Annotated in this window: 25 protein-coding genes; 12 read left to right on the top strand and 13 right to left on the bottom strand. The window is 49.3% G+C overall.

Translation table 11 applies throughout. From position 1 onward, the window contains the following. The first annotated feature begins 176 nt into the window (after positions 1–176). Genes ACSBQN_RS10065 through ACSBQN_RS10055 form a run of 3 tightly spaced genes read left to right on the top strand, consistent with a single transcriptional unit; the run spans position 177 to position 2383 of the window. Entirely contained in the window at positions 177–1004 is an 828-nt protein-coding gene (locus ACSBQN_RS10065; protein ID WP_250209858.1) for a fimbrial protein, read from the top strand. 20 nt (positions 1005–1024) lie between these two features. Beyond that, positions 1025–1582 (top strand): fimbrial protein, encoded by a 558-nt coding sequence (locus ACSBQN_RS10060; RefSeq protein WP_201893331.1) that lies wholly within the window; start codon positions 1025–1027, stop codon positions 1580–1582. 24 nt (positions 1583–1606) lie between these two features. After that, the gene (locus tag ACSBQN_RS10055) at positions 1607–2383 is read left to right on the top strand and encodes an outer membrane protein (RefSeq protein ID WP_337137159.1); all 777 of its coding nucleotides are present in this window, start codon (positions 1607–1609) and stop codon (positions 2381–2383) included. 64 nt (positions 2384–2447) lie between these two features. On the opposite strand, the gene sfmF is transcribed toward ACSBQN_RS10055, so the two are convergent. From sfmF to ACSBQN_RS10020, 7 genes are all read right to left on the bottom strand, one after another. Then, positions 2448–2981, bottom strand: a complete 534-nt coding sequence (gene sfmF, locus ACSBQN_RS10050) for a fimbria assembly protein (protein ID WP_201893330.1) — start codon at positions 2979–2981, stop codon at positions 2448–2450. A gap of 11 nt (positions 2982–2992) precedes the next feature. Beyond that, positions 2993–3994 carry a fimbrial adhesin FimH gene (locus ACSBQN_RS10045; RefSeq protein ID WP_004235893.1) on the bottom strand — a complete coding sequence of 334 codons (1002 nt, stop codon included), beginning with the start codon at positions 3992–3994 and terminating at the stop codon, positions 2993–2995. 7 nt (positions 3995–4001) lie between these two features. Continuing rightward, positions 4002–6590, bottom strand: a complete 2589-nt coding sequence (gene fimD, locus ACSBQN_RS10040) for an outer membrane usher protein FimD (protein ID WP_024474007.1) — start codon at positions 6588–6590, stop codon at positions 4002–4004. A gap of 43 nt (positions 6591–6633) precedes the next feature. After that, positions 6634–7329: a fimbria/pilus periplasmic chaperone gene (locus ACSBQN_RS10035; RefSeq protein WP_373369085.1), complete on the bottom strand. Its 696-nt coding sequence runs from the start codon at positions 7327–7329 to the stop codon at positions 6634–6636. A gap of 205 nt (positions 7330–7534) precedes the next feature. Next, positions 7535–8083 (bottom strand): type 1 fimbrial major subunit FimA, encoded by a 549-nt coding sequence (fimA, locus tag ACSBQN_RS10030; RefSeq protein WP_024474005.1) that lies wholly within the window; start codon positions 8081–8083, stop codon positions 7535–7537. 145 nt (positions 8084–8228) lie between these two features. After that, complete coding sequence (locus ACSBQN_RS10025) at positions 8229–8465, bottom strand: helix-turn-helix domain-containing protein (protein ID WP_004241835.1); 237 nt, start codon at positions 8463–8465, stop codon at positions 8229–8231. 1214 nt (positions 8466–9679) lie between these two features. Continuing rightward, the gene (locus ACSBQN_RS10020) at positions 9680–10594 is read right to left on the bottom strand and encodes an effector binding domain-containing protein (protein WP_024474003.1); all 915 of its coding nucleotides are present in this window, start codon (positions 10592–10594) and stop codon (positions 9680–9682) included. Between the two features lie 345 nt (positions 10595–10939). Here ACSBQN_RS10020 and ACSBQN_RS10015 point away from each other — a divergent pair, with 345 nt between their 5' ends. Continuing rightward, positions 10940–12499, top strand: a complete 1560-nt coding sequence (locus ACSBQN_RS10015) for a methyl-accepting chemotaxis protein (RefSeq protein WP_024474001.1) — start codon at positions 10940–10942, stop codon at positions 12497–12499. 6 nt (positions 12500–12505) lie between these two features. Here ACSBQN_RS10015 and ACSBQN_RS10010 read toward each other — a convergent pair whose 3' ends face one another. Further along, on the bottom strand, positions 12506–12874 hold the full coding sequence (locus ACSBQN_RS10010) for a MerR family transcriptional regulator (protein ID WP_337137160.1): 369 nt from the start codon (positions 12872–12874) through the stop codon (positions 12506–12508). A 70-nt stretch (positions 12875–12944) separates the two neighbouring features. Between ACSBQN_RS10010 and ACSBQN_RS10005 the strand changes: the two genes are divergently transcribed. The 3 genes from ACSBQN_RS10005 to speC all read left to right on the top strand — a co-directional run bounded on the left by ACSBQN_RS10005 (position 12945) and on the right by speC (position 16679). Continuing rightward, entirely contained in the window at positions 12945–13733 is a 789-nt protein-coding gene (locus ACSBQN_RS10005) for an SDR family NAD(P)-dependent oxidoreductase (RefSeq protein WP_434991670.1), read from the top strand. Positions 13734–13824: 91 nt separating this feature from the next. Then, positions 13825–14358: a GNAT family N-acetyltransferase gene (locus tag ACSBQN_RS10000; protein WP_024473998.1), complete on the top strand. Its 534-nt coding sequence runs from the start codon at positions 13825–13827 to the stop codon at positions 14356–14358. Positions 14359–14471: 113 nt separating this feature from the next. Next, positions 14472–16679 (top strand): ornithine decarboxylase, encoded by a 2208-nt coding sequence (gene speC / locus ACSBQN_RS09995; protein ID WP_024473997.1) that lies wholly within the window; start codon positions 14472–14474, stop codon positions 16677–16679. Here speC and ACSBQN_RS09990 read toward each other — a convergent pair. After that, the gene (locus ACSBQN_RS09990; RefSeq protein ID WP_024473996.1) at positions 16630–17532 is read right to left on the bottom strand and encodes a LysR substrate-binding domain-containing protein; all 903 of its coding nucleotides are present in this window, start codon (positions 17530–17532) and stop codon (positions 16630–16632) included. The two genes, speC and ACSBQN_RS09990, sit on opposite strands and share 50 nt — an antisense overlap. 98 nt (positions 17533–17630) lie before the next feature. Here ACSBQN_RS09990 and ACSBQN_RS09985 point away from each other — a divergent pair, with 98 nt between their 5' ends. Beyond that, positions 17631–18545: a DMT family transporter gene (locus ACSBQN_RS09985; RefSeq protein WP_024473995.1), complete on the top strand. Its 915-nt coding sequence runs from the start codon at positions 17631–17633 to the stop codon at positions 18543–18545. Positions 18546–18563: 18 nt separating this feature from the next. On the opposite strand, the gene ACSBQN_RS09980 is transcribed toward ACSBQN_RS09985, so the two are convergent. After that, a complete protein-coding gene (locus ACSBQN_RS09980) occupies positions 18564–19100 on the bottom strand; it encodes a DMT family transporter (RefSeq protein WP_024473994.1) in 537 nt (178 codons plus the stop codon). Between the two features lie 94 nt (positions 19101–19194). Between ACSBQN_RS09980 and ACSBQN_RS09975 the strand changes: the two genes are divergently transcribed. Further along, positions 19195–20088, top strand: a complete 894-nt coding sequence (locus tag ACSBQN_RS09975; RefSeq protein ID WP_024473993.1) for a LysR family transcriptional regulator — start codon at positions 19195–19197, stop codon at positions 20086–20088. A gap of 3 nt (positions 20089–20091) precedes the next feature. Here the strand turns inward: ACSBQN_RS09975 and ACSBQN_RS09970 are convergent, their stop codons facing one another. After that, the gene (locus tag ACSBQN_RS09970; RefSeq protein ID WP_152696038.1) at positions 20092–20532 is read right to left on the bottom strand and encodes a hypothetical protein; all 441 of its coding nucleotides are present in this window, start codon (positions 20530–20532) and stop codon (positions 20092–20094) included. 244 nt (positions 20533–20776) lie between these two features. Here ACSBQN_RS09970 and ACSBQN_RS09965 point away from each other — a divergent pair, with 244 nt between their 5' ends. Together ACSBQN_RS09965 and ACSBQN_RS09960 are read left to right on the top strand one after the other, a co-directional pair. After that, entirely contained in the window at positions 20777–21121 is a 345-nt protein-coding gene (locus ACSBQN_RS09965; RefSeq protein WP_004238534.1) for a DMT family protein, read from the top strand. A gap of 142 nt (positions 21122–21263) precedes the next feature. Beyond that, positions 21264–21695, top strand: coding sequence for a carboxymuconolactone decarboxylase family protein (locus ACSBQN_RS09960; protein ID WP_354632855.1), 432 nt, complete (start codon positions 21264–21266; stop codon positions 21693–21695). Between the two features lie 27 nt (positions 21696–21722). Here the strand turns inward: ACSBQN_RS09960 and ACSBQN_RS09955 are convergent, their stop codons facing one another. Both ACSBQN_RS09955 and fosA13 read right to left on the bottom strand, forming a co-directional pair. Then, the gene (locus tag ACSBQN_RS09955; protein ID WP_024473990.1) at positions 21723–22169 is read right to left on the bottom strand and encodes a VOC family protein; all 447 of its coding nucleotides are present in this window, start codon (positions 22167–22169) and stop codon (positions 21723–21725) included. Positions 22170–22204: 35 nt separating this feature from the next. After that, on the bottom strand, positions 22205–22636 hold the full coding sequence (gene fosA13 / locus ACSBQN_RS09950) for a FosA13 family fosfomycin resistance glutathione transferase (protein ID WP_024473989.1): 432 nt from the start codon (positions 22634–22636) through the stop codon (positions 22205–22207). Between the two features lie 326 nt (positions 22637–22962). Here fosA13 and ACSBQN_RS09945 point away from each other — a divergent pair, with 326 nt between their 5' ends. Further along, a complete protein-coding gene (locus tag ACSBQN_RS09945) occupies positions 22963–24120 on the top strand; it encodes a double-cubane-cluster-containing anaerobic reductase (RefSeq protein ID WP_004241860.1) in 1158 nt (385 codons plus the stop codon). Position 24121: the final 1 nt, after the last annotated feature.

Here is a 24121-nt window from a genome sequence, read left to right as displayed (position 1 = left end):
TTATGCGTAATATTATATTATTAGGTTTACTTCTGGTTTGTGCAAACAGCTATGCGGTAACCTGTACTTCCGGATGTAATGATGTCTATCTTAAGATAGAGCAAAATCTGGCATCAAATGACAATGATACCGGTGCACAGATTAACAGTAACACAATAACATCGCCTGATGTCAACATGAAGGCAACACATAATGGTTATCTTATGCAATGGGCGAAATTTAATGGTGATACAATTCCGACACCGCAGTCTCATGCAACTAACTGGCAATTCAAACGGGTTGATGATTATATTTCTGTGGCACTGGGGCGGGATTCTCCCTGTATCGGAAGCACCGGAAAAATCTATGTGCCTTTTAATGAACGGGTTTACGGTAACGGAAACTGTACACCGGTAGATTATAATAATGGCGGGAACATTACTATATTTGCCCGTGATTGGCAGAGCCGGCTCCGTATTGACCGGAAAATTGTCAGTGGTACCTATTCAAAAAACATTCTGATTGGTCAGTTCGGTTTTTGCCAGCCGGATAATTGTGCTTCACCCCAGGTAGTGCAGAATATTTATTTATCTCTGAATATTACGGTTCCGCAGACATGTTCCATTAATGCCGGGCAAACAGTGATCGTTGATTTCGGGAATATATCAACCGGGGCATTTAAAACGGCGGGTGCCAGAGCACAGAATATTAACCCGAAGGAAAGCACGTTATCGGTGACCTGCGATAATATTGCTTCAGGAACAAATCTGAATATGCGTTTACAGGCCAATAATGTTGCGGGAAATATTGTTATTTCCGATAACAGTGATGTCGGATTTATTGTTACTGACAGTAGTGATAAAGAACTGACACCCAACAGTCTGTCGAGTTTTATTCCGTTTTCCCTCGACGGAAACACGCGGGCTAATGCACGGATCCGTGTTTATCCGGCCAGCGTGACCGGCATCAGACCTGATGAGGGTCCGGTAACATCACAGGCTTATTTACGGATTGATTTCCCGTAATTCTCCGGAGGAGACCGGTAATGAATAGTATTAACAGTAAATTTTCCGGAACAGGGAATATAAAAGGTATTTTGGCTTTTATGCTGGCAGCAGTATTCAGCCCGGCAGCTGTTTCGGATATCGGCAGTATTAACTTAATTATGAAAGCTAATCTGGTTTCTAATGCCTGTACCATTACACCGGGCACAATGAATCAGACAGTTGACCTGGGAACCTGGGCAGTAAAACAATTTCAGGAAACACCACGGGGTGTGCCGCCAAAGCAGTTTTTCATTGAGCTGATTGATTGCGGCCATCTGGCCTCGGGCGTAAAAGTGAAGTTTTCAGGCACAGTGGATCCTGTCAATGATACCTTATTTAAACTGGATGCCGGCAGTACGGCCACAAATATCGGAATTTCTGTTCTCGACAGAAATAAGGATGTTATAAAACCCAACACAGAAACAATTGTATATCCGCTGAGACCGGACGCCACCAATATTCCGCTGGTATTTTATGCGCAATATGTCGCCACCGCTAATTCTGTCGGGGCAGGAACCGCTAATTCTCAGGCAACCTTTACGCTGGAATATCTTTAATATTAATTTTTCAGGAACAACATAATGATAAAGAATAAATTACTGACAGGTTGCCTGCTGGCGCTGGCTTCCGCACATGCATTTTCCGCGTCACAGCCGGGTTTTTATATGTCGGCTAAAGCCGGTGCCGGGTTATTAAAAACAACAGATAATTCGTTACAGGGATCCGGTATGACAGCAGGTGCGCTGTCATATAATATCGAAAAAGAAAATCTGAAAAATATAACGGATACTGTTTTTTCACCGGGGATAGCGGTGGGATATCAGTTTACCGGTGATACTTATCAGCCTGTCCGTGTTGAACTTGCCTATCAGCACTACGGAAAGCAGGATGATTCGATGTCTTTTTCACCGTCTGTTTCCGGTTACTGGCATAACCAGAAAAATAATACCTTTCCGCTGCCGTCAGAGTCTTCGCTGTATATGAAAACAAAAGCCGGTACGCTGATGGTGAATGTCTATTATGATATTCCGGTCAATAATGATATCAGCGCATATCTGATGGCAGGCGCGGGTGCGGCATTTATCCGTAATGATGTTTCCTGGGATACCAATGTGGCCGGGCAGGCACTCAGTGCCGGGGCATCAAAAAATGTCACTAATCTGGCATGGTCTGCGGGGGCGGGTATTTCGTGGAATATTAATGAGAATATTTCGCTGGATACCGGGTATACCTATACCGATGCCGGGTCGGCAGAAAACAGAATTGTTGCCCGCAACGGGATTAATACTGCGACAGGTTATACCAATACAGATGTGAAATTACATTTGCTGTATGCCGGGATCCGGTATCATTTTTAATCCGTTTTCCGTCTCTGCAAAATAACAGCAGAGACGGAAATACCCCGGATGAAATATAGCGTGATTAGTCGTAGGTAATCATAAAAGTGGCATCCGCGTCAGCGATGCCGGGTGTCGGGCGGTTTCCGGTGGCGATATAGTTGGCATAAAATTGTGCCTGACCGTTGCCGTTAATATCCATGGCAATTTTCGGGCTTTTGGTTTCCATCGGCAGCCGGTTTTTCTGACTGTCGAGGATCTCCACCGCCACAGAGCCCGCAGCACTTGCTCCCTCATTTATTGCCAGCAGTGAGCTGTCCAGCTTATCTTTCTTACCACTGAAGACAAAGGTGACGGCAGAAGAGGGCGGACAATTCTGTAACTGAAAACTGAACGGCATGGATTGTGTTTTATCACCGGCGGTGCGGAAATTTTTCAGTGCCCAGCGCCCCAGTTCGACTTTTTTATTTGCCTGGGAAACTTCGACCCCGCAACTGTAAGCGACAATTTCACCGGACAACTCAATATTGACCCGGCCGAGTTCATAAGCGGCGGCTGAATGGATCAGCAGACCACCGCAGAGCAGGGGGAGCAGAGCCTGTTTAATGTATTTCTTCATTGCCGTGCCTGTTATTCGTAGTCAACGCGTAAATAACCGCGGGATTGGAAAACACCTTCTTTCGGTTTATTGCCGGTCACACTGACAGGCCAGGCGGTAATTGCTGTCCGGGCAGAGCCCGCGCCGTCGAGCTGGAACGGAATAACACTGCCGATATTATTCGGCGTTAATGCATTACCGTTCTGATCACCGACGATAAAACCGACATCCGGGTTATCGGAGACAATCATATTACCGTTTACTTTTTCCGCTTCGATACGCAGTGTCAGATAAGCTTTCGCTTCCACGTTGGTACACTGGATCGCGATATTTTCGAGTTTTTTATTCACTGTGGCAGGCTTATTACCGGCACCGGCCTGGCTGAATAACTGTGAGCCGATTTTGCCGAAGTTAATCACCACAATATCATTAACCCCGACTTTGCATTGCTGCGGCACATTAATAATGCCGCTGTAGCTGATGGTATAAACCGGCGTGCTCAGCGGGTCAGTATTTGCGGTCGTGACATAGACGGTAAATAAGGTCTTTTTCGGGATCACCACCTGATCAACGAAACGGCGGGTGACTTTCAGACGGAAGGTAAAATTACTGTCCATAATGCCGAACGGTTTTCCCTTGGTCACGTTCGGGTGTGTTCCCATCAGAACATAGTCCTGCGGCGGATAAAATGTACCGGCGGAGCTGTCAGTAATACTCATCGCCCCGCGCAGATAATCATTCAGCTGGAGGTATTTATAGGATCCTTCCGTTTCCACCACCGGCATATTGGCGACATAGCTGCGCATTGTCCGGTTATTGCCGGAGTGGACAGGGCATATTCCCTCAACCCGTTCGCTGAAGTTTTTGGTTAACACTTTTACCTGACCCACCTGGTTATTGGCGGAGGTAAAGCTGTCGGTCAGATCGTAAAAGACCTCACTGGTTCCGCCCGCCGCATTACTGCATACCACAGCCAGCGCCGGAAGAGGTAAAAATGCCATTAATAACGGGATTGCGTATCTCTTTTTCATCATTAACTCTCTATTTACATTCAAGCGCGGTCCGCAGTAACGGCCCTTTGATTTCCTGACGGGTAAAATCATAATCCGCGGTGCACTGATCACCCGGCTGATTCCCCCACTGCACCAGTAATTTCCCGGTCAGCGGCAGGCCGGTTAAATACACACGTCCGTCATCATCAGCAATACTGCTGATCTGAGAGCCGGTTTCCTGCACCATACTGCCGAAGCGGATCGGCTTGCCGTTGTGGGTCAGCGAGAGCAGCGCCCGGATCCCGATACTGGTATCAAACGTGGCGCGGGCGACAGCCCCGCTGATCGGTACCACGTTCTGCACGTTATTTTTGATTTCCGTATTGTCATTAAATGAATCCGGATTCAGGGCAATACGGTTGTTCCGGTAAGCTGAGGCATAAGGAATAATGGCGTAACCGCGCCAGTCCGTTTTCACCCCGGTGTAGTTTTCCACCGCCACACCAGCGGCACCCGGTGCTTTGACCAGCACCGTGGTATCATTGATTGACTGGCCGAATGTCAATCCGTTTTCATGCAACAGCACTGCGCCGGAGGCACGGTAGTTCAGCTGATTCTGATCCGGGTCGTAGTTATAGCTGATCCCGAAATCGCCGTAAGTGCCCTGATAATCCAGGCCCGCTGAGCCGTTATAACCCTGCTGGCTGACATGCCCCTGTGAGACGGAATAGCTCAGGTTTCTGTCTTCCAGCAGTGTGCCGTTCACGCCGACGCGGTAAGCCTCGCGGCCGCCGGAGTTATTGGTGGCGGAGAAGGTGGCATACGCGTTATTAAAGGCATCATTACTGCGCGCATTACGCGACGAGAATGAGGAAAACGGTACGGACACATTCACCGAAAGCATGTTATCGCGCTCTTTGAGTTCCAGTGCTTTGGTGGTGCTCAGGGAAACGGAGTAATTTATCCCGTTCCAGCTGTTGGAATACCCGGCCTGATACCACTCATCCTTACCGCTGCGGTTCCAGTAAGATTGCTGGTTACCGGATATATAGAGCGAGCCGTATTGGTCAAATGACTGTGAGATATTGACCTGGAAGCGCCCTTTTTTGTTATAGAGCAGGTTGTGATAATTTATAATGATCGGCTTGCCGTCATTGCCATCCTCGCCGTCCGGGGCAAATTCATAGCCGGACATCTGCTTATACGCGACATCGTTTAAGGTATAGAAGCCCTTGGTGGAATAGCGGTAACCCAATAACTGGAACGTGGTCCCGGTGGTGTTCAGGGATTTCGCGTACAGGAAACGGAAAGACTGTCCGCTGTGATTCGAGCCGTCCGCCAGTTCACTGTTTGCATGGGTGACATCGAAGGAGAAAGCACCAAAGCGGCCGATATTCTGACCGACACCCACCAGTACCGATTTATATTTGTCTGCCAGCTGTGTCCCGGTATACACAGAGATATCCCGTGTCAGACCGGCGAGCAGGGTCGCCTGAATAAACTTCGGTTTATCCTGGTTGCTGTTACCGCTGCGGAATTCCCCGGCCATCACATCATATTTCACGCGGCCTTCACGCTGGAGCACCGGCAGTGTGGAGTAGGGGACAATATACTGCTGCTGGGTACCGTCTTTCTCCTCGACGGTGACCTGCAAGTCACCACTGGAGGTGGCCGGGTTTAAGTCATTAATAACAAACGGGCCCGGCGGGACATAAACCTGGTAAATGACATAGCCGTTCTGGCGGATCACCACTTTGGCATCCGTTTTCGCCATACCGCGGACGGTCGGGGCATAGCCCTGCTGGCTGTCCGGATACATATTATCGACAGAAAACAGCCGCACACCACGGAACCCGGCAGAATCAAAGACACTGCCGTCCGAGTTGCCGTCACCGATAACCAGCTGACTTTTCAGGGCAATAATCGGCCGCTGAACATAATTCATCAGGCTGCGCCACTGACTGTTGCTGGTGTTTTTACTTTTGTTGTAATTCCAGGAGCTTGACTGACGGAACTGCCATGCACCGAGGTTAAACCCCGAGTTCAGGCTCACGTAGTAGCTGCTGGTATTATCCGAGTTGTTATTTCCGGACGCGAAATAGTTCATAAACAGTGCCGGAATACCGGATTCCCATCTGTCCGGCGGAATATAGCCGCGGGCCTGTCCGGAAAGACTGGCCTGAGGGAAACTGAGCATCAGCCGCTGTTTCTGAAAATCAAAGTGATATTCTGAGCCGGGAATTTTTTCGGTAAACGGGAAGCACTGTTTATCCTGTTCTGTTAATTCCTCCGGACGGGCGATATTTACCCCGAAACCGATAATGGTCTCCGCACTGAAGCAGGGGAATAAATAAGGCTCACCCTCTTTATTTTTCAGTTCGGTAAAGGTGATTTCAGAGGAGGAAACAAAGTCATTATTAACAGACAGTTCAACCAGGTAAGTACCGGGCGGCTGATAGCCGCCCGATTCAAAGCGGGATAAATCAGAGACATCCGCGTCAGACAGGTCATCGGTTAAAAACGCGGCGTTAAAGGAAGGTTTCGCACCGGCGGTTCCCGCAGGGAAAAAACACGTCACCGCGGCAAGCACAGCAAAATAAACCGGCGTATGTGTGAAAACCTTTTTGATGTTACTCATTTCACCCTGTTCCCTGCATGACAACAATAAAATAATGAATGTCTTAATTCAGATTCACTTCGCGCTGTTTGCGCAGTCCGCCGTAATCATTAATTGTCTGATAAGTCAGTTTACGGCCGTTTTTACCGGCAATCTGATGGGTACTGAATGGCGCGACCATGACATTCTCAAGCGGACGCCCGTCTAAAATAATATTGACGAAAGTGGTGTAATACGGCGTCGGGTTATCAATCGTAATCGCGCCGCTTTTCTGCGTGATGGTGATTTTTTCTGCCGCATCTTCTGTCTGGATAGGTAAGTTCACCGGTCTGACGAACAATTTAATCCGTGACAAAATAGCCAGCTGGAGCACGTTTTTTCCTTCCAGTGACTCTTTATCCACGGACGGAATTGCTTTTACGTTCAGCCAGAAAACAGATTCGCGGTCTTTCGGTAAATCCTGAGCCAGGTTAACAATCCGCAGAATATTTTCGCTGGCAGGCTCCATCACAAATAATGGCGGTGTGATAACAAAGTCTTTCTCTTTGCCATTGTCGTTATCAACCCACGAGTTGATCAGAAAACGTTCTTTCGGGCTGTGGTTAATCACAGACAGTGATGTTTGTTTTGCATCCTGAGGATAAATGACCCGGGTTGCACCCAGTGCAATTCCTGAGTTCTGATTTGACGCTGAATAAGCAAACCCTGACATCAGTGTGAAAAACAATATCAATGCACTATTTTTAAAATAATCAGAAATCACAAAAGTACCTCTTAATATTCTCTGTCAGAAATAACGCATAGAGTATGGTATTTCATTTTCCGGGGTGGCTTATAATACAGAAGGTGATATATAAAACTCTCTCCGCTCCCTGTTACAGGCACAATCCGTCGTCAGAATTAAGAGAAATAATTCTGTGCAGAGAGAGTTTTTATTTATTTAATTAATTATATCTTGTAATTAATTATTCGTATTTAACAACGAAAGTCGCATCAGCATTTGCCTGACCCGGGGTAGTTGCGCCTTTGGCAACATAACGGGCAGTGAAATCTAATACGTTAGTACCTTCGATTAAGGTTTTAGTTGCTGAGAAATCAGCACCGCTTGGAGATAATACTTTAGATGCGGTATCACTGATCTGAATACCGACGTTCTGTGCAGCCGGTGCGTTAGTCCCGGAGTTAACCGCTAATAAGGTAGCGTCGCCGGTCATGCTCTGGCCTGAGAATGCAACAGCAGCAGTGGTTGCCACAGCCGGATCACAGTCAACCAGTTTGATTTTGAACGGAACCGGAGTAGACATGTCACCGGAAGCTGCTAATTTAGCAGTACGGTACTGACCTAATTCCACAGTCTGGTTGCTGCTTTCAGTGCTGACTGCGCATGCTGCGTTAACCAGTTCCCCGGTAAAATGAACTGTACCGCCGTTTACGATTACCGGATCTGCTGCTGATGCAGCAGCTGAGAATAATAAAGCGGATACAACAGATGCACCAATAATATTTAATTTCATAATACTGAATTCCTAAAAAATAAACGCCATCTTCAAATTTTACTATCTCAACAGAATAGTAAACCACTACATCTGAAGAGGTTAATCTTCAGATACAATTTGAGTGTTGTGTGTATCAGAAATGAAAAAACGTAAAATGCTAAAATTAAAACATATAATCCCGGCTGTTGTTAAGATCACCAAACAGCTTTACAAAAGGCACTTCCAGAACAAGTGAAATAGTAAACAGCATATCAAGCGGAATATTGCATTCCCCGCGCTCATAGCGTGAAACCTGCTGCTGACTTAATTTTAATTTGTCACCTAATTCTGAACCGGATAATCCCTGTTCTTTTCTGTGTGCTCTGATTTGTTCTCCAACAATTTTATTTATATTCATCATGAGTCGTACTCAAAAATTACCGGGTTTCTTATGGGAATAATATGCAAGGTATTCTGAATAACTAATCAGATAATACAGACCCGAATTCCGTCATAATTAAATATGGCAGGAAAAGCGTGGTTGCATTTCGGGATTAAGTATTAGCGCTTACACAGGCTAAGTAAAGTTAGTTATAACGATCAAAGGCCAATTATTGATTGATAAAAACTATCAATAATGATTTTTTGATCGTTGTAATCTTTTTTAGATGTTAACAATTTTTACGGTTCTCAAAAAAAGATGTTTTTATTTTCCACTGATTTTGTAATTTATTGATAAATAAGTAAATAAAATTACCATTACATTTGTTTTTCTTTTGTAAGTGAAGATTACCTTCATTTACTATGCATAGCTACTATTTTTACGGATATGTGTTTTTAATATATTGATTTATAAAATATAAAAAATAAATAAAAAATTTAATCAATAATTCAGTTTTTTGATAAAATATCAATAATGCGCCTATATCAAAAATAAAATATTGCATAAACGCAATTTATCGTCATTTTGTTATGAGTTATTGTTTTGTTTTTAAAATAAAATTATCATTTACACTAAAAATGTGTCGTGATGGGTAAAATTATAAATTTTCATGTTTTTTTAAACATAAATTATACACAATAAAAACATATATTTCATAATGTAAAATTATAAAAATCATTATACTTCATGATGTTATATCAGTTTAAATACAAAACATCTGAAATATTACAAATTATTACCACAATATGCCTGTTCACAAGTTTAAAGTGTAAATGCAAATTAACACACATTATGAGTAATTACAGGTCGAATAGTAATTTATCCGATAAAAAAGACAGAATGTATCGACGTATACAAAAAACTCATATTAATCATTGTGTTGTGATGTGTGTTGCAGGAGGGCTACAGGTTATTATCGGCGGTTATCCGGAAGACTTTAGATTTTTCGGTGGTTGCGCTATAAAAGCAGAGGGGCTGAACGCCGTCATTTTTCATTCTGAGAAGGGAAGTAACCTATGATACCGGACTATACAGAAAGCAATTTTGCCGGTATTGAGCACGGTAACGGGATTTCGGTGATCCGTTTTCATGCACCCTGGTGTGAGCTGTGCCGCCGGAGTGGACAGGAGTTTGCCTGTATTTCCGGGCCGCAGCCGGCTTCTGTCTTCACACAAGCCGTACATAATGCGTTGTTATCGCATGACCGGGATGTAGTAATTAATCTCTTCCACATACTGTAAGCCGTTGGCAATGAACTCATCATGCCGCTCTGCGGGCAGCAGTTTATAGTGTTCAATATCCGGGCCCCGTCTGCGCAGCAGGTTCATTTCTGCCAGCGTGCCGGAATAGGCAGCATGAATAATATTGTTGTAATCACCGGGCAGATTTTTCAGCATGGCCGGATCAATGGTAATTCTGAGATAATGCCCGCCCGGTAAGGTCACCGGAGAAAGTGATGCGCGGCGGATGCTGTCCGCTGATAATACGGACGGAATGACCGCCGTGGTATAGGCATAACTGATGTCATCTGCGGTTGATTCATACGGGGCATGTATGGCATACAAATCCGCCGGAATAATATCCACTTCCTTAAAAAACTTCTCCCAAAATTCACGCCGGAATTTCCGGTTTTCAGTCTGCCAGTCAGACAGATGTTTCCGGTGATAATGATGAGAGCCCGCTAACAGCATTTCCGGTAATTCGGTCAGTTCAGACTGAAACGGAATCAGGTTTTCCGCCTGTAACGGAAAACAGAAGCCGTTACTGTCCCAGCCTGCTTTCTTGCGGTAGGCGGAAGGGGTGGTATTAAACTGGGATTTAAAGGCGCGGCAAAATGTCTGCTGTGAATCGAAGCGGTATTTCACCGAAATATCGAGAATACTGCTGCGGGTGATCCGCAATGCCTTTGCTGCACAGGATAAGCGTCGGGCACGGATATATTTTCCGATCACGACACCGGTGTGCTCTTTAAATAAGCGCTGTAAATGCCATTTGGAATAACCCGCCCGTGCGGCAATGATATCCAGTGATAAATCAGATTCCAGATTTTGCTCAATCCACAACACCAGACTCTGAATAATACTTCCGCGAAGCCCGTCTATGTTCATTCTTTTTATTACCGGTAAAGAGTGTTATCGCTCAGTTATCGGGCGATACAAAAGTTAACCTTTTAATATTAAATGAATTTACCTTTTATATCCGCAAGGAGTGTAAATATCTGTATGTAGTGTGCAGTGGTTTGTATTTTTTTATCAGGAATTGTCTGTTTTTGTGCGAATTTGGGACATACAGACAGAAAAATATCTTGATCCACCGAAAAACGTGCAGCTATTAACCTGAAAAACAACAAAATTTTAAAAAATAACAAAAAATTATAACTTTTGAATTTTCTGCCGATAACAGTATCCGTATGGCCCTGCCAGATCATTTTATCGCCCCTTAAAGGAAACTGTATGCAGTTACTTCGAAACTTATCCATCCGGTTCGTCATGCTGTCGATACTCGGTATTTTGTGTCTGACACTCGGATGTGTCAGTTTTTACAGTGACTGGTCACTGTCGAGAGTGTCTGACGGCAATGCGACCGATCGTCAGTTAGTCCGGCAACTGACGGTACTGAATCAGGGAAATGACCAGTATTTCCGGTTTATTTCCCGGCTGAACCGCGAAATGCAGAAAAAAGCGGAAGGGGAAGAACCGGATTTAAAACCGTCTGCGGAAGCGATGGAGAATATGGGGCTGCACCTGGCGGAGATGAAACGGATTTCTCCGGGACCGATGGATGTGCAGATGTCAGAAAAGGTGATTGCCCGCTGGCAGGCACTCTATGATGAAGGCGTTAAAATTCAGATGCAGCTGGCGGAGCAGGGGGATCAGGCGGGTTACCGTAAGCAGTCCCATGATGTCACACCGCAGCTGAGCAAAGAATTCGGGACTGTCAGCGTTGAGTTCACGCAGGTGGCGGAGGCGCGGATCGAACAGACCCGTACCCTTGTGGACGGCCTGATGACCACCACGCGGATTGTGATTATCAGCGGCACACTGTTCGGTCTGCTGATCCTGATTTTTGCTGATCGCTATCTGGTGAAGATGATGCAGCGCCCGCTGAACAATGTCCGTCAGCATTTTCGCCGTATTGCGGGAGGGGACCTCAGTCAGCCGGTGGAAAGTGATGCAGCCGGACGCAACTGTGTCGGTAAATTATTCCCGCTGCTCAGTGAGATGCAGGACAGTCTGCGGGACGCAGTGAATTCTATCCGTGAAGGCAGTGATACCCTGCGTGACAGTGCTTCTGAGATTGCGCGCGGCAATACAGATCTCTCCTCGCGTACCGAACAGCAGGCAGCGGCGCTGGAAGAGACAGCGGCGAGTATGGAAGAGATCACCGCGACAGTGAAACTGAATGCGGATCACGCGCATCATGCCAGCGAACTGGCGGAAGTGACGTCCTCAACGGCGCATCAGGGCCATGAGATGATCGCCGCTGTTATCCGCACAATGGACGAAATTTCCGAGAGTTCACGCAAAATCGCTGAAATCACCAATGTGATCAACAGTATTGCATTCCAGACTAACATTCTGGCGCTGAATGCCTCGATTGAAGCAGCGCGGGCCGGTGTTCACGGACGCGGTTTTATGGTAGTGGCCGGTGAGGTACGGACACTGGCCAGCAACAGTGCGGATGCCGCTAAAGAAATTGAGCGTCTGATAGCCAATGCGGTGTCCCGTGTTGATCAGGGCATTAAACTTGTCGCCGGCGGCGGGGAAACCATGGAGGAGATTGTCCGTGCCTCCGGTGAAGTCACCGAGATTATGAAAGAAATTGCCATTGCTTCAGAGGAGCAAACCAAAGGGATCTTACAGGTCGGCACTGCAATCACTCAGATGGATACCGTGACCCAGCAGAATGCCTCGCTGGTCAGCAATGTCTCTGAAACCGCCGCCGGGCTGGAATTACAGACACAGGCGCTGCAGAACTCCGTACAGAAATTCCGCCTCAGTGCTGCGGACTGACGCGGCTCAGATTACTGCCGTGGTCAGTAAATCACGGTAGTAATCTATTTTTCGTTCCAGGTGCTGAAAATGATCATTCAGCACCGCTATCTGTTGTTGTAATGCCCCGCTGTGTGCCAGCAGCAAATCCATACGCGCCTGTGCCGTCTCCTCTCCCCGGGCCCGTAAATCCGCATAATGTTTGATGGATTTCAGCGGCATGCCGGTTTCTTTCAGTCGGGTGATAAACGTCACCCACTCCGTATCACGGGCGGAATAACAACGGTGATTATTTGCCCAGCGCTGCGGGATCAGAATGCCTTCTTTTTCATAAAACCGCAGGGTATGGATACTGAGACCGGTTAAGGCGGAAAACTCACTGATGGAATAATGCATACAGAAACCTCTTGACCTCGAGTGAACTCTATCTTTTACGCTCAGCGGACTAATGTCAAAGGAGGTTTGTATGAACAATCAGAATTATGTGGTGATCACCGGTGCCAGCGCCGGTATCGGGCGGGCAATCGCAGCCGCTTTTGCCCGCCGGGGTAACAATGTGGTGCTGGTGGCACGGCGTGAGGATGCATTACTGACACTGAAGGCGGAGCTGATGCAGCAGAACCCGGACATCACGGCGGAAATCCGCGTGTGTGATTTGTCCGTGCCCGGCAATGCGGCGGCGCTCTATCACTCGTTGTCTTCACTGAATATTATTGCGTGGATTAATAATGCCGGTTTCGGCTATTACGGCACGGTGGCAGAGCAGCCGGTGTCGGAAGCGGAGAAGATGCTTGCCCTCAATGTGAATGCCCTGATGGTGTTGTCGGCGCTGTATGTGCAGGATTATCAGCGTACGGAAGGTGCGCAGCTGATCAATATCAGTTCGGCAGGCGGATATACGATTGTTCCCTCCGCGGTGACTTACTGCGCCACGAAGTTTTTTGTCAGTGCTTATACAGAAGGGCTGGCGCGTGAGCTTATCCGCAGCGGGGCAAAACTGCGGGCAAAGGTACTGGCACCGGCAGCCACACAGACGGAATTTGGTCAGGTGGCGAATAATACCGATTCTTATGATTATGACCGGACTTTCGGGCGTTATCATACCAGTGACGAAATGGCCGCGTTTGCGCTTGAACTGTATGACGCGGACAGTATTACCGGCATGATTGACCGCGATGATTTCCGCTTTCAGCTGGCGGATACGCGGTTCCCGCATGCGGAAAACAGCCGGTCAAATCAGAAAGTGACTCCATAAGATTCTGCGGGTGCTGCCGGGATGATTGCTGTCACCCGGCGTTACTGATAATGTGAGGTAATTCTCATTTTTCAGGTTGGATACCTTTTTTATGCTGCAATTACTTCCGGTTACCTCACCGGCTGATCCGGTACTCGATGATATTCGTCCGCTGTATGAATCCGCTTTTCCGCTGCATGAACAGCGCACGCGGGCAGGGCGGGAAAAACTGTTTGCACAGCCGGGCTATTATCTGTATCAGATAAGGGATAATGACCGCTTTGCCGGATTTACCGGCTGCTGGCAGATGGGTTCCCTGTTTTATATTGAACACATTGCGGTTGCGCCGCAGATGCGCGGCAGTGGGGTCGGGCAGCGGGCGTTGTCACTTTTTTGTAAGGAAAAACAGCGGGTTGTTCTGGAGATAGATCCGCTGACGGATGAGGTGGCGCAACGCCGTCTGCGTTTTTATCAGCACTGTGGTTTTGCTGTTAATGACTATGTTCATCATCACCCGGCTTACCGCCCGGAATTTCCGCCGCATGAGCTGGTGATCCTGAGTTATCCGCAGGTTATTAATCCGGAAGAATATCAGCAATTTAAGCACTTTCTTATCCATCACATTATGCCGGAAAATCTGTTGTAGCGCCCGGCTCACCGCATGTTATGATGACCGCTTTTCCGGCGGTCTGCCTGCCGGTTCCCGTACCGTACTCTGCTGACACCTGTTGTCAGCGGGGATGACTTTGCAGGGTTGTCATGAACAAGAAAAAATGTGCGGTCAGTGAGTTGCTCAGCGGCATGCCGGAACTCCCGTTTGAAACGGTTTCTCTCAGTGAGTGTGATTTCACGGCGGTGTCTGTGTGTCTGGTGGCTCCGGCAGATACCGGCAACGGCCGGCTGGCGCGGATCCGGCAACGGGGCTTCGGCCAGCCGGTTTTTATGGTGCTCCGCGACGGTGAAACAGAGGCGCTGCCGGATGGTATCTGCGGGGTTATCGATCTCCGCCGCGATGACAGCCGTACGGTCGGTGACACACTTCTGCGTGCGGCACAATCCTATGAAGAGAGCCTGTTGCCGCCGTTTTTCGGGCGGATGAAACACTATACCGCGCAGCAAAATATCTCTTTTGCCTGTCCCGGCCATCAGGGCGGGGAATTTTTCCGCCGTCATCCCGCCGGGCAGCAGTTTACGGACTATTTCGGTGATGCACTGTTCCGGGCGGATCTCTGCAATGCGGATACCGCGCTGGGTGATCTCCTGATCCACGAAGGGGCGGCGCTGGCCGCGCAACAGCATGCCGCGAAAGTCTTTCATGCGGACAAAACCTGGTTTGTGCTTAACGGCACGTCGTCATCCAACAAAGTGGTGCTGAATGCTCTGCTGACACCGGGTGATCTGGTGTTATTCGATCGTAATAACCACAAATCCAACCATCACGGCGCATTGATCCAGGCCGGTGCCACACCGGTTTATCTCGAGGCTGCACGTAACCCGTTCGGTTTTATCGGCGGCATTGACGCACACTGTTTTGATGAGGATTATCTGCGGACACTGGCGGCGGAAGCAGCACCGGAAAAAGCGGGCGACAAACGCCCGTTCCGGCTGGCGGTGATCCAACTGGGGACGTATGACGGCACGGTGTATAACGCCCGTCAGGTGGTGGACAGCATCGGCCCGCTGTGTGATTACATTTTGTTTGATTCCGCGTGGGTCGGCTATGAACAGTTTATCCCGGTGATGCAGATGTGTTCACCGATGCTGCTGGAACTGAATGAAAACGATCCCGGCATTCTGGTGACGCAGTCTGTTCACAAACAGATGGCCGGGTTCTCCCAGGCGTCTCAGATCCACAAAAAAGATAAACATATCAAAGGTCAGGCGCGTTATGTCTCTTTCCGGCAGATGAATAATGCCTTTATGATGCATGCCTCCACCAGCCCGTTTTATCCGCTGTTTGCCGCACTGGATGTGAATGCGAAAATGCATGAGGGCGAACCCGGACGGCGTTTGTGGGCGGAATGTGTCAGAACGGGGATTGAAGCCCGTAAACTGTTGCTGCGGACGTGTCAGCATATCCGTCCCTTTATCCCCGCTACCGTGGACGGCCGTCCGTGGGAAGAGGCGAAAACCGGTGTTATCGCCGCAGACCGGCGTTTTTTCAATTTTGTGCCGGGCGAGCGCTGGCACGGTTTTGAGGGTTATGCGGACGATCAGTATTTTGTTGATCCCTGCAAATTATTGCTGACCACCCCCGGGGTGGATGTCAGCAGCGGGGAGTATGAGGATTTCGGCGTTCCGGCGACGATTCTGGCGTATTACCTGCGCGAAAATCAGATTGTCGCGGAAAAATGTGACCTGAATTCCATCCTGTTTTTACTGACCCCGGCAGAAACACCGGAAAAAATGCAGCGGCTGATCCGGCAGATTGCCCGGTTTGAGCAACTGCTGGACAGCGACGCGGCGCTGGAAAACGTCCTGCCGTCACTGTGCCGCACGTATCCGGTGCGTTATGCGGGATACACACTGCGGCAGTTATGTCAGGAAATGCACGATCTGTTTGTGAAACATAATGTTAAACAGCGCCAGAAAGAGATGTTCCGCCGTCGCTGCTTCCCGGCGGTACGGATGTCGCCGAAAGCGGCACATACTGAATTTGTCCGCGGCAATACAGAGCGGGTAGCTGTGTCAGATATAGCCGGACGTATCGCGGCGGAAGGGGCTCTGCCGTATCCGCCGGGTGTCTTGTGTGTGGTGCCGGGGGAAGTCTGGGAAGCCCCGGTTCAGCGCTATTTCCTCGCGCTGGAAGAGACCGCCGATCGCTTTCCGGGCTTCGCGCCGGAATTGCAGGGGGCGTATATTGAACAGGATGACAGCGGACACCAGCGTGTGTATGCCTGCGTTATCCGTGATCCTATCATTGATTCTCCGCAGTGTGAGCAAATGCATGACAAAACCAGTCACTGACAGTACTGATCATCGCCTGATCGGCGCTGTGGCGGTTATGCAGCAGATAAAATCCTTTGCCGGAATGCAGCGTCAGTTCCGGAAACAAAGGAATAAGTGTCTGCTGTGTCAGCTCATGCTCCAGCAGGAAATCATTGGCAATCAGAATACCCTGCTGATGCACCGCCGCATCAATCGCCAGTAAGAACTGATCGAAATGCAGCCCTGTGGTAAACGGTGTGCCGCCGGACGCTATCCCGGCATAGTGTTCCAGCCAGCTGTCCCAGTAAGGATAGAGTGTGGTGTGCAGCAGTACCGCATTTTTCAGATCTGCCGGGCTGTGAAGTGACAACCGTGCGGCATAAGCGGGATGACAGAACAGACGGCAGGGCGCGTCAGATAACAGCACCCGTGCAGGTTGCGTGCGGGATAAATCCGTATAGCGGACAGCCAGATCCACATTGTCTTTTTCCAGCGAAACCAGGGCTGCGGTGGCATTCAGGTGCAGATCCAGTCCCGGAAAGGTTCGGACAAAATCACTCATCCTGGGGGAGAACCATTTGGAGGCCAGCCCGGGCGGCATGGAGAGGGTCAGGGTATGGCGTGCCGCATAGCGGATTGTCTCACCGGCGGCGCGGATCTGTTCCAGCGCGGGCTGAATTAAGCGATAGTATTTCTGTCCTGTCTCTGTCACCGTCAGCTTGCGGATTTCCCTCACGAACAGCATCACACCCAGCTCCTCCTCCAGCTTTTTTATCTGCTGACTGACCGCGCCCGGTGTGACATTCAGGGATTCAGCCGCTTTGATAAAGCTGCCGAGCCGGACGCTGGCTTCAAAGGCCAGCAGGGCTTTCATCGGCGGATAACGGTTCATGAAATAGTTTTTCTCTTTCATAAGGTAATTTAAATCGGTTGTAGCACAGCCCCGGATTCAGAACAATAGCCCCATCAGAAAAAAGGGGTAGCAATAGTATGAACAGTAAAACGGCAGCAGCCTTCGCGTTCCTCGGCATTATCTGGGGAACCAACTTTATTTTTATGCGCCAGGCGAGTGAGTGGATCTCGCCGGTACAGATTGTATTTTTGCGGGTGTTATGCGGCTTTGTACCGATTGCGGTGATGGCGTGGATGCAGAAAGCAGTGCGCCGCGAGCACCTGAAATACACCGGGCATTTCCTGGTGATGGCGCTTCTGGCAACGGTAATTTATTACTGGGCGTTTGCTTCCGGCACCTCATTACTGCTCTCCGGGGTCTCCGGCGTGCTCAGCGGGGCAATTCCGCTGTTCTCGTTTATTGTCGCAGCGATTTTTCTGCGTCAGGAAAAAATCACGGTAATGCGTCTGTGCGGGCTGATGCTCGGCTTTGCCGGAGTGATTCTGATCGCCAAGCCGTGGCAGGTCAGCGGGGAGAGTATCAGTCTCGCCGGGGTGGGTTATATGATTCTGGGATCACTGAGTGTGGGAATTTCTTTTGTGTATGCCAAAAAATTCCTTGCGGATAAACAGATTGCCCCGCTGGCGCTGACCACCTATCAGATTGGCCTTGCGCTGCTGATCCTGGCCTGCATCACACCGTTTACCGGCATTACCGCCATTGCGCAGGACAGCACCGCCAGCCTCGGGCTGATTATCGGGCTGGGATTGCTCGGTACCGGGGTGGCATATCTGACGTATTACTATCTGATCCTGAATCTGGGGGCAGTGGTGGCCTCATCCGTGACCTACATCCCGCCGGTGGTGGCACTGATTGTCGGGTTCCTGGCGGCCAATGAGCAGCTCGGCGTGGCAGAGATTCTGTCAATGGTGCTGATTATGAGTGGTGTCTTTTTATTACAGCGTCCTTCGCGCCGCCCGGAAGCGGAGAAGGAAGCTGAAGCTGTGCAGTAATATTCCGGGAAACCAAACCTATCTTTTTATTGTCTGTTCGATTTGAGTTGCATTTCCTGCCCCGCTGTCAGTATTGCGGGGCTTTTTTTCACCTGCAAACTGCATCACCAGCACACCCGCCACCACCAGGCCGATACCGGCGAGTTTGGCTATCTGAACCGGTTGTTTCGGCATTCCGAACAAACCGAAGTGTTCAATCAGCGCGGAAATCACCAGCTGACCGGCTATCACCATCACGAAAAAGGTAATGCCACCGATTTTCGGTACCAGGATCAGAGCAGAGGTCAGGTACAGCATTCCGGCTATCCCGCCGAGCCAGATCCAGAACGGCTGATGCAGTAAATCCGCGCTCAGCACCGGCTTCGGAACTTTAAATATTAATAATAACGGTGCTAAAACAATAATACTGATTAATAATGATACAAGACTGGCCCATAACGGATGACCCAGATGGCGTGCTAACACTGCATTGCTGACCGCCTGTACCGGCACGATGGCACCGGCAAAAAAAGCACAAACAATCAAAGCAATAGCGGATAATGATAAGGTTGACATAGTGGCCTCCCTGGTTAACGTTTTATTAACATCAATCATAGGTGATCCCCGGAAGAACCGGAAATGATCAATTTTATAGGGCACTATTCGTATCATGAATAATATAAAGAAATTAGATTTAAATCAGCTGGTTACCCTGCATGCACTGCTGCGTGAACGCCATGTCAGCCGGGCAGCGGTGTCTCTGCACCGCAGTCAGCCTGCTGTCAGCCACACACTGAACCAGCTGCGGGATTTATTTCAGGATCCGCTGCTTATCCGCAGACAGGGCCGTTATCATCTGTCCGGTAAGGCGGAAGCACTGTATGCGCCGCTGACGCAGGCTCTGAGTCAGCTCGATGACCTGATCGCACAACAGGATTTCCGGCCGGAAAATTGCACGCGGCGGTTTAATATCGCTATGTCTGATTACGGGGCGGCGATTTTCAGCGGAAAACTCATCCGTTATCTGCGGACTGTCGCGCCGCAGGTCGACTTGCAAATCTGGCAGGGCAGCCGCGAGGAGATGCAGGGAAAATTGCAGGAAGGCAGCCTCGATCTGGCCTTCGGGGTATTTACAGCCACGGATTATACTCTCCGCACAAAAACGGTATTTACGGACACCATGGTCAGTGTTGCGGACAAACAATACTGCACCAACGGCACGATGCCGATGGCGGACTGGCTCTCGCACCCGCATATCCTGGCGAGCATGAAGCCGTATGAAGCCAATGAAATTGACCGGCAGCTACAACTGCTCAATTACCGGCGGCGTATTGCGGTCTCTGTTCCTTACTGGCAGATTGCTTCGCAACTGCCGGAAGGCACGGATCTGATCCTGACGGTGGCGCAGCGGGCACTGCCGGAAATACTCAGCCCGTCATTACAGGTATTTGCGCCGCCGCTGACTATCGCACCGCTCAGTTTTCAGATGTTATGGCACCAGCGCAGTGAAGGGGATGCGGCACTCGGCTGGTTGCGGGAAGTGGTGATGCAGGTGTGTGACTGATGCTCAGGAGGTTGTCCGGCGGCAGTTTTGCAGTTCCAGCAGAAATGAGCCGTTATTACCGCCGGTGCGTTTATTTAAGCCGAAGACAAAGCGCCGCTGTGACGGTGTGAAATAGGCGAGCCCGTTGTAAGTACCGGCATAAATCAGGGTATCTTCGCCGATCTCCTGCAAATCCTGCTTTGACATGGTGGCAAACTGTTTAATCGGTGTCAGTGCCGGGGAATGATACGGGGACGGTTGCGTATCCAGCACCGTAAAGCGGTCATTATGAAACAGAACGACGGATTCACTCTGTTTATCCGGAAAATAAAAATCACGCATTGCGCCCTGTTTTCGCTGATAACTGGCGGATGAGATCTCACATTTATAATAGCCGTTCAGTGATCCTCCGGCGGCATAACCGGATAAAGAGACAAACAATAATAAGAGAGTTAATAAACGCATAAACAGGATAGTTGTTTTTACAAATATTAAGTGTAATCGGATGCGGTTATCCGCACAATCAGTTCAGTACAATCTTCCGGAAATCAGCAGAAAGAATAAAGGGCTGAATACGCGTATAATGCAAATTTTATAAGTACATAGCGGGAAAGTTTGTTTCCGTAACTATCATCCTGATCATATATCCGTTTATCAGAGATCGGCGTAAAATAGCGGCTGATATTATTTTTTACTGACGGATCCCCCTATGCTGGCGAAGTTTCTCCCGATTTTTCTGCTTGTTCTCTCAAATATTTTTATGATGTTTGCCTGGTACGGACACCTGAAGTTTGCTGGTAAGCCCCTTATTGCGGTGATTTTTTTCAGCTGGCTGATTGCGCTGGCGGAATATTGTCTGGCGGTACCGGCCAACCGGATCGGGCATCAGTATTACAGTGCTGCCGAGCTGAAAACCATGCAGGAAGTGATCACTCTGTGTGTCTTTATGGTATTTTCTGTCGCTTATCTGGGTGAAAGCATCACGCTGAATCACCTTATCGGTTTCGGATTTATTGCCGCCGGGGCTTTCTTTATTTTTAAAGGGCCGTTTTAACCGTCACCACACAATGACGATAACGATACTGTAAATTTATCCATAATATAGCGGGATGACTGGTTATATCGCCAGGTGTTATTGCCGGGTATGGTGCCCGGTCTCCGGGATACTTTTTCACTCTGATCAAGGCAGGTCTGTTATGTCATCATTACGTTTATCTTATCCTAAACTCAGTCCGGCAGCGTATGCGGGGCTGATTGCCTGTAAAAATGCACTGGAAAGCAGCGCGTTATCCCCTGAACTGGTTGAGCTGGTGTATCTGCGGGTATCCCAGATTAACGGCTGCGCATTCTGTCTGGAAATGCACACGGCGGCACTGCGCAAACGGGGCATGGTTCAGGAGAAACTTGACGCACTGGCGGGCTGGCGCGTGAGTGAACGTTTCAGTGATAGCGAGCGGGCGGCGCTGGAATGGACGGAAGCGGTCACACTGTTATCGGCTCAGAATACTGATGACGCAATCTGGCAGCGTGTGAAGGTACATTTTTCTGATGCGGAAATGAGTGATCTGACAATCGCGGCCGGGCTGATGAATGCCTTTAACCGGATTGCTGTCAGTCTGCGCCAGTAGCGGATCACAGCAACCCGGCACCGGCGGTTATTCGCCGGTGTTATCCCGCAGCCACGGGGTGATAGTCAGCCCGACAAGTAAACCTTCCGGGCTGAGCAGACGGGTGACGGATTGTCCCCACGGTTCGGTTCTGTTTGCCACCAGCAGCGGATAGCCCTGTGACTGTAAAAATTCTGTGGCCGCTGCCAGGTCGCGCACTTCAAACTCGACCCATGCCTGCGGCACCGGATGTGACGGCGGCCAGCTGTCCTGCCCGAAACAGGAGACAGCCGCGTGGCTGAGCGGCCAGAGCGCGAAGTGTTTTACACCGTGCAGGGTGTGATCGGCAGTCAGGTAATCAGGTACGCCTTCAGATTCACTGAGCGGCAGGCCGACAGTATCCGCAAAGAAGTGTTTGCTGCAGGCGGGGTCGCGGGTCACCGGACCAAAACCGGCGACAAACAGCACACCGGGAACGGCTGGGTAATCAGACATAGCAGTGTCTCCGTAAGATAAGGGTTTATCCCATCTTACACATTAATCTGCCCGGGTGCCGGAAATATCATCTCTTCATACGGTGCTTCGCGGCAGGCATCCAGCCGCTGCTGTATTCCGCCGGAATGCGCCTCAAGCTGATGTCCGTCCGGGTCAAGAAAATAGACGGAATCACCTTCACTGCGGTTACGTTTCCAGAGTGTTATCTGATGAGCGGCGAGAAGTGAGCGGAAAGCCGGGAACTGCTCAGGAGGAAGGGTGAAAGCGTAGTGGGTATAACCCTGATGAATAGGCCGGTGAATGATTTCCGGGTCTGCCGATAAACAGATCCACAACTCCCCGCAGGTCAGGTAAGCCCCGTATTTCCAGCGGGTATGCAGCGTCATTTTCAAAATATCGCGGTAAAAATGCAGGCTGCGATCCAAATCGGTGACCGCCAGGGTCAGATGATTCATTCCTGTTAACATATATCCTCCGTCAGCATCCGGCTGTTATAAACAGCACGTCTGAGTCAGGTGAAAGGAAGCCGTATCAGTGGTTGTACGGTGGGTGGTTATCATCATCAGGAAGCTCTCAGGGTAAAATATCAGTCAGGTTTATGATTACCCTGAAGCTTACTGACTGACAACGCAGGGTGCCAGATAATTCCTTTGCCGGGCGTTGTGATTTAAGATCACGTTAATTTAGTCCCGTCAGGGATATTCACCCTGAATATGATTTACCTCAATTATCCTTATTATTAATAGGTCTACTCTGGCGCCACACTTTAATAATGATAATGGTAGGTCTACTTATGTCATTAGTTACACAGCTTCCGTCGATCTTTTCTGATTTCTCCGATGCCCGCCAACAGGGCTTTCTCACAGTAATGGAACTGAAAGAGCAGGGTGTCCCGCTGGTGGGAACCTATTGCACTTTTATGCCGCAGGAGATTGCTATGGCTGCCGGTGCAGCGGTTGTCTCCCTCTGTTCAACCAGTGATGAAACCATTGAAGAAGCGGAAAAAACCTTACCCCGCAACTTATGTCCTCTGATCAAAAGCAGCTACGGATTCGGTAAAACCGATAAATGCCCCTACTTCTATTTTTCTGACATCGTGGTCGGTGAAACCACCTGCGATGGCAAAAAGAAAATGTATGAATATATGGCGGAATTTAAACCTGTCCATGTGATGCAACTGCCGAATAACAGTGAAAGTGCGGAATCTGTCGCGCTCTGGCGCTCGGAAATCATCCGTTTTCAGAAACGGCTGGAAGAGCAGTTCGGCTGTGAAATTACAGAACAGGGGATCCGCGATGCAATTGATTTACGCAATCGCGAACGCCGCGCATTAACCGAATTTTACCGCCTCGGGCAGCTCAATCCGCCAGCCATGACCGGCCGTGAGATCCTCAGTGTGGTCTATGGTGCCACTTTCAAATTTGATAAACGCGCTCTGATCGGCGAGCTGGAAACGCTGACCGCCAAAGTGCGTGCGGAATATGCTGCCGGTAAACGGCTGGATCCGCGTCCGCGCATTCTGATCACCGGCTGCCCGATTGGCGGGGCGGCGGAAAAAGTGGTGCGGATTATCGAAGAGAACGGCGGCTGGGTGGTTGGTTATGAAAACTGCACCGGGGCGAAAGCCACTGAACAGTGTGTGGATGAAAATCCGCAGGCCGATGTTTATGATGCCCTGACCGAAAAATACCTTGCTATCGGTTGCTCCTGCATTTCACCGAACACACAGCGTCTGAATATGCTCAGTGAGATGGTGCAGGACTATCAGGTGGACGGGGTGATTGATGTGATCCTCCAGGCCTGTCACACCTATGCGGTGGAATCGCTGCTGATAAACCGGCATATTCGTGAAAAACACGATATTCCGTATATGGCGATTGAGACAGATTATTCCACCTCTGACACCGGTCAGCTTGCTACCCGCATTGCCGCCTTTATTGAGATGTTATAAG

Origin of the sequence: Morganella sp. B601 (assembly GCF_051172335.1) — a bacterium.
In the GTDB taxonomy this organism is placed as follows: domain Bacteria; phylum Pseudomonadota; class Gammaproteobacteria; order Enterobacterales; family Enterobacteriaceae; genus Morganella; species Morganella morganii.
This window is presented reverse-complemented; position numbering and strand designations above follow the sequence as displayed.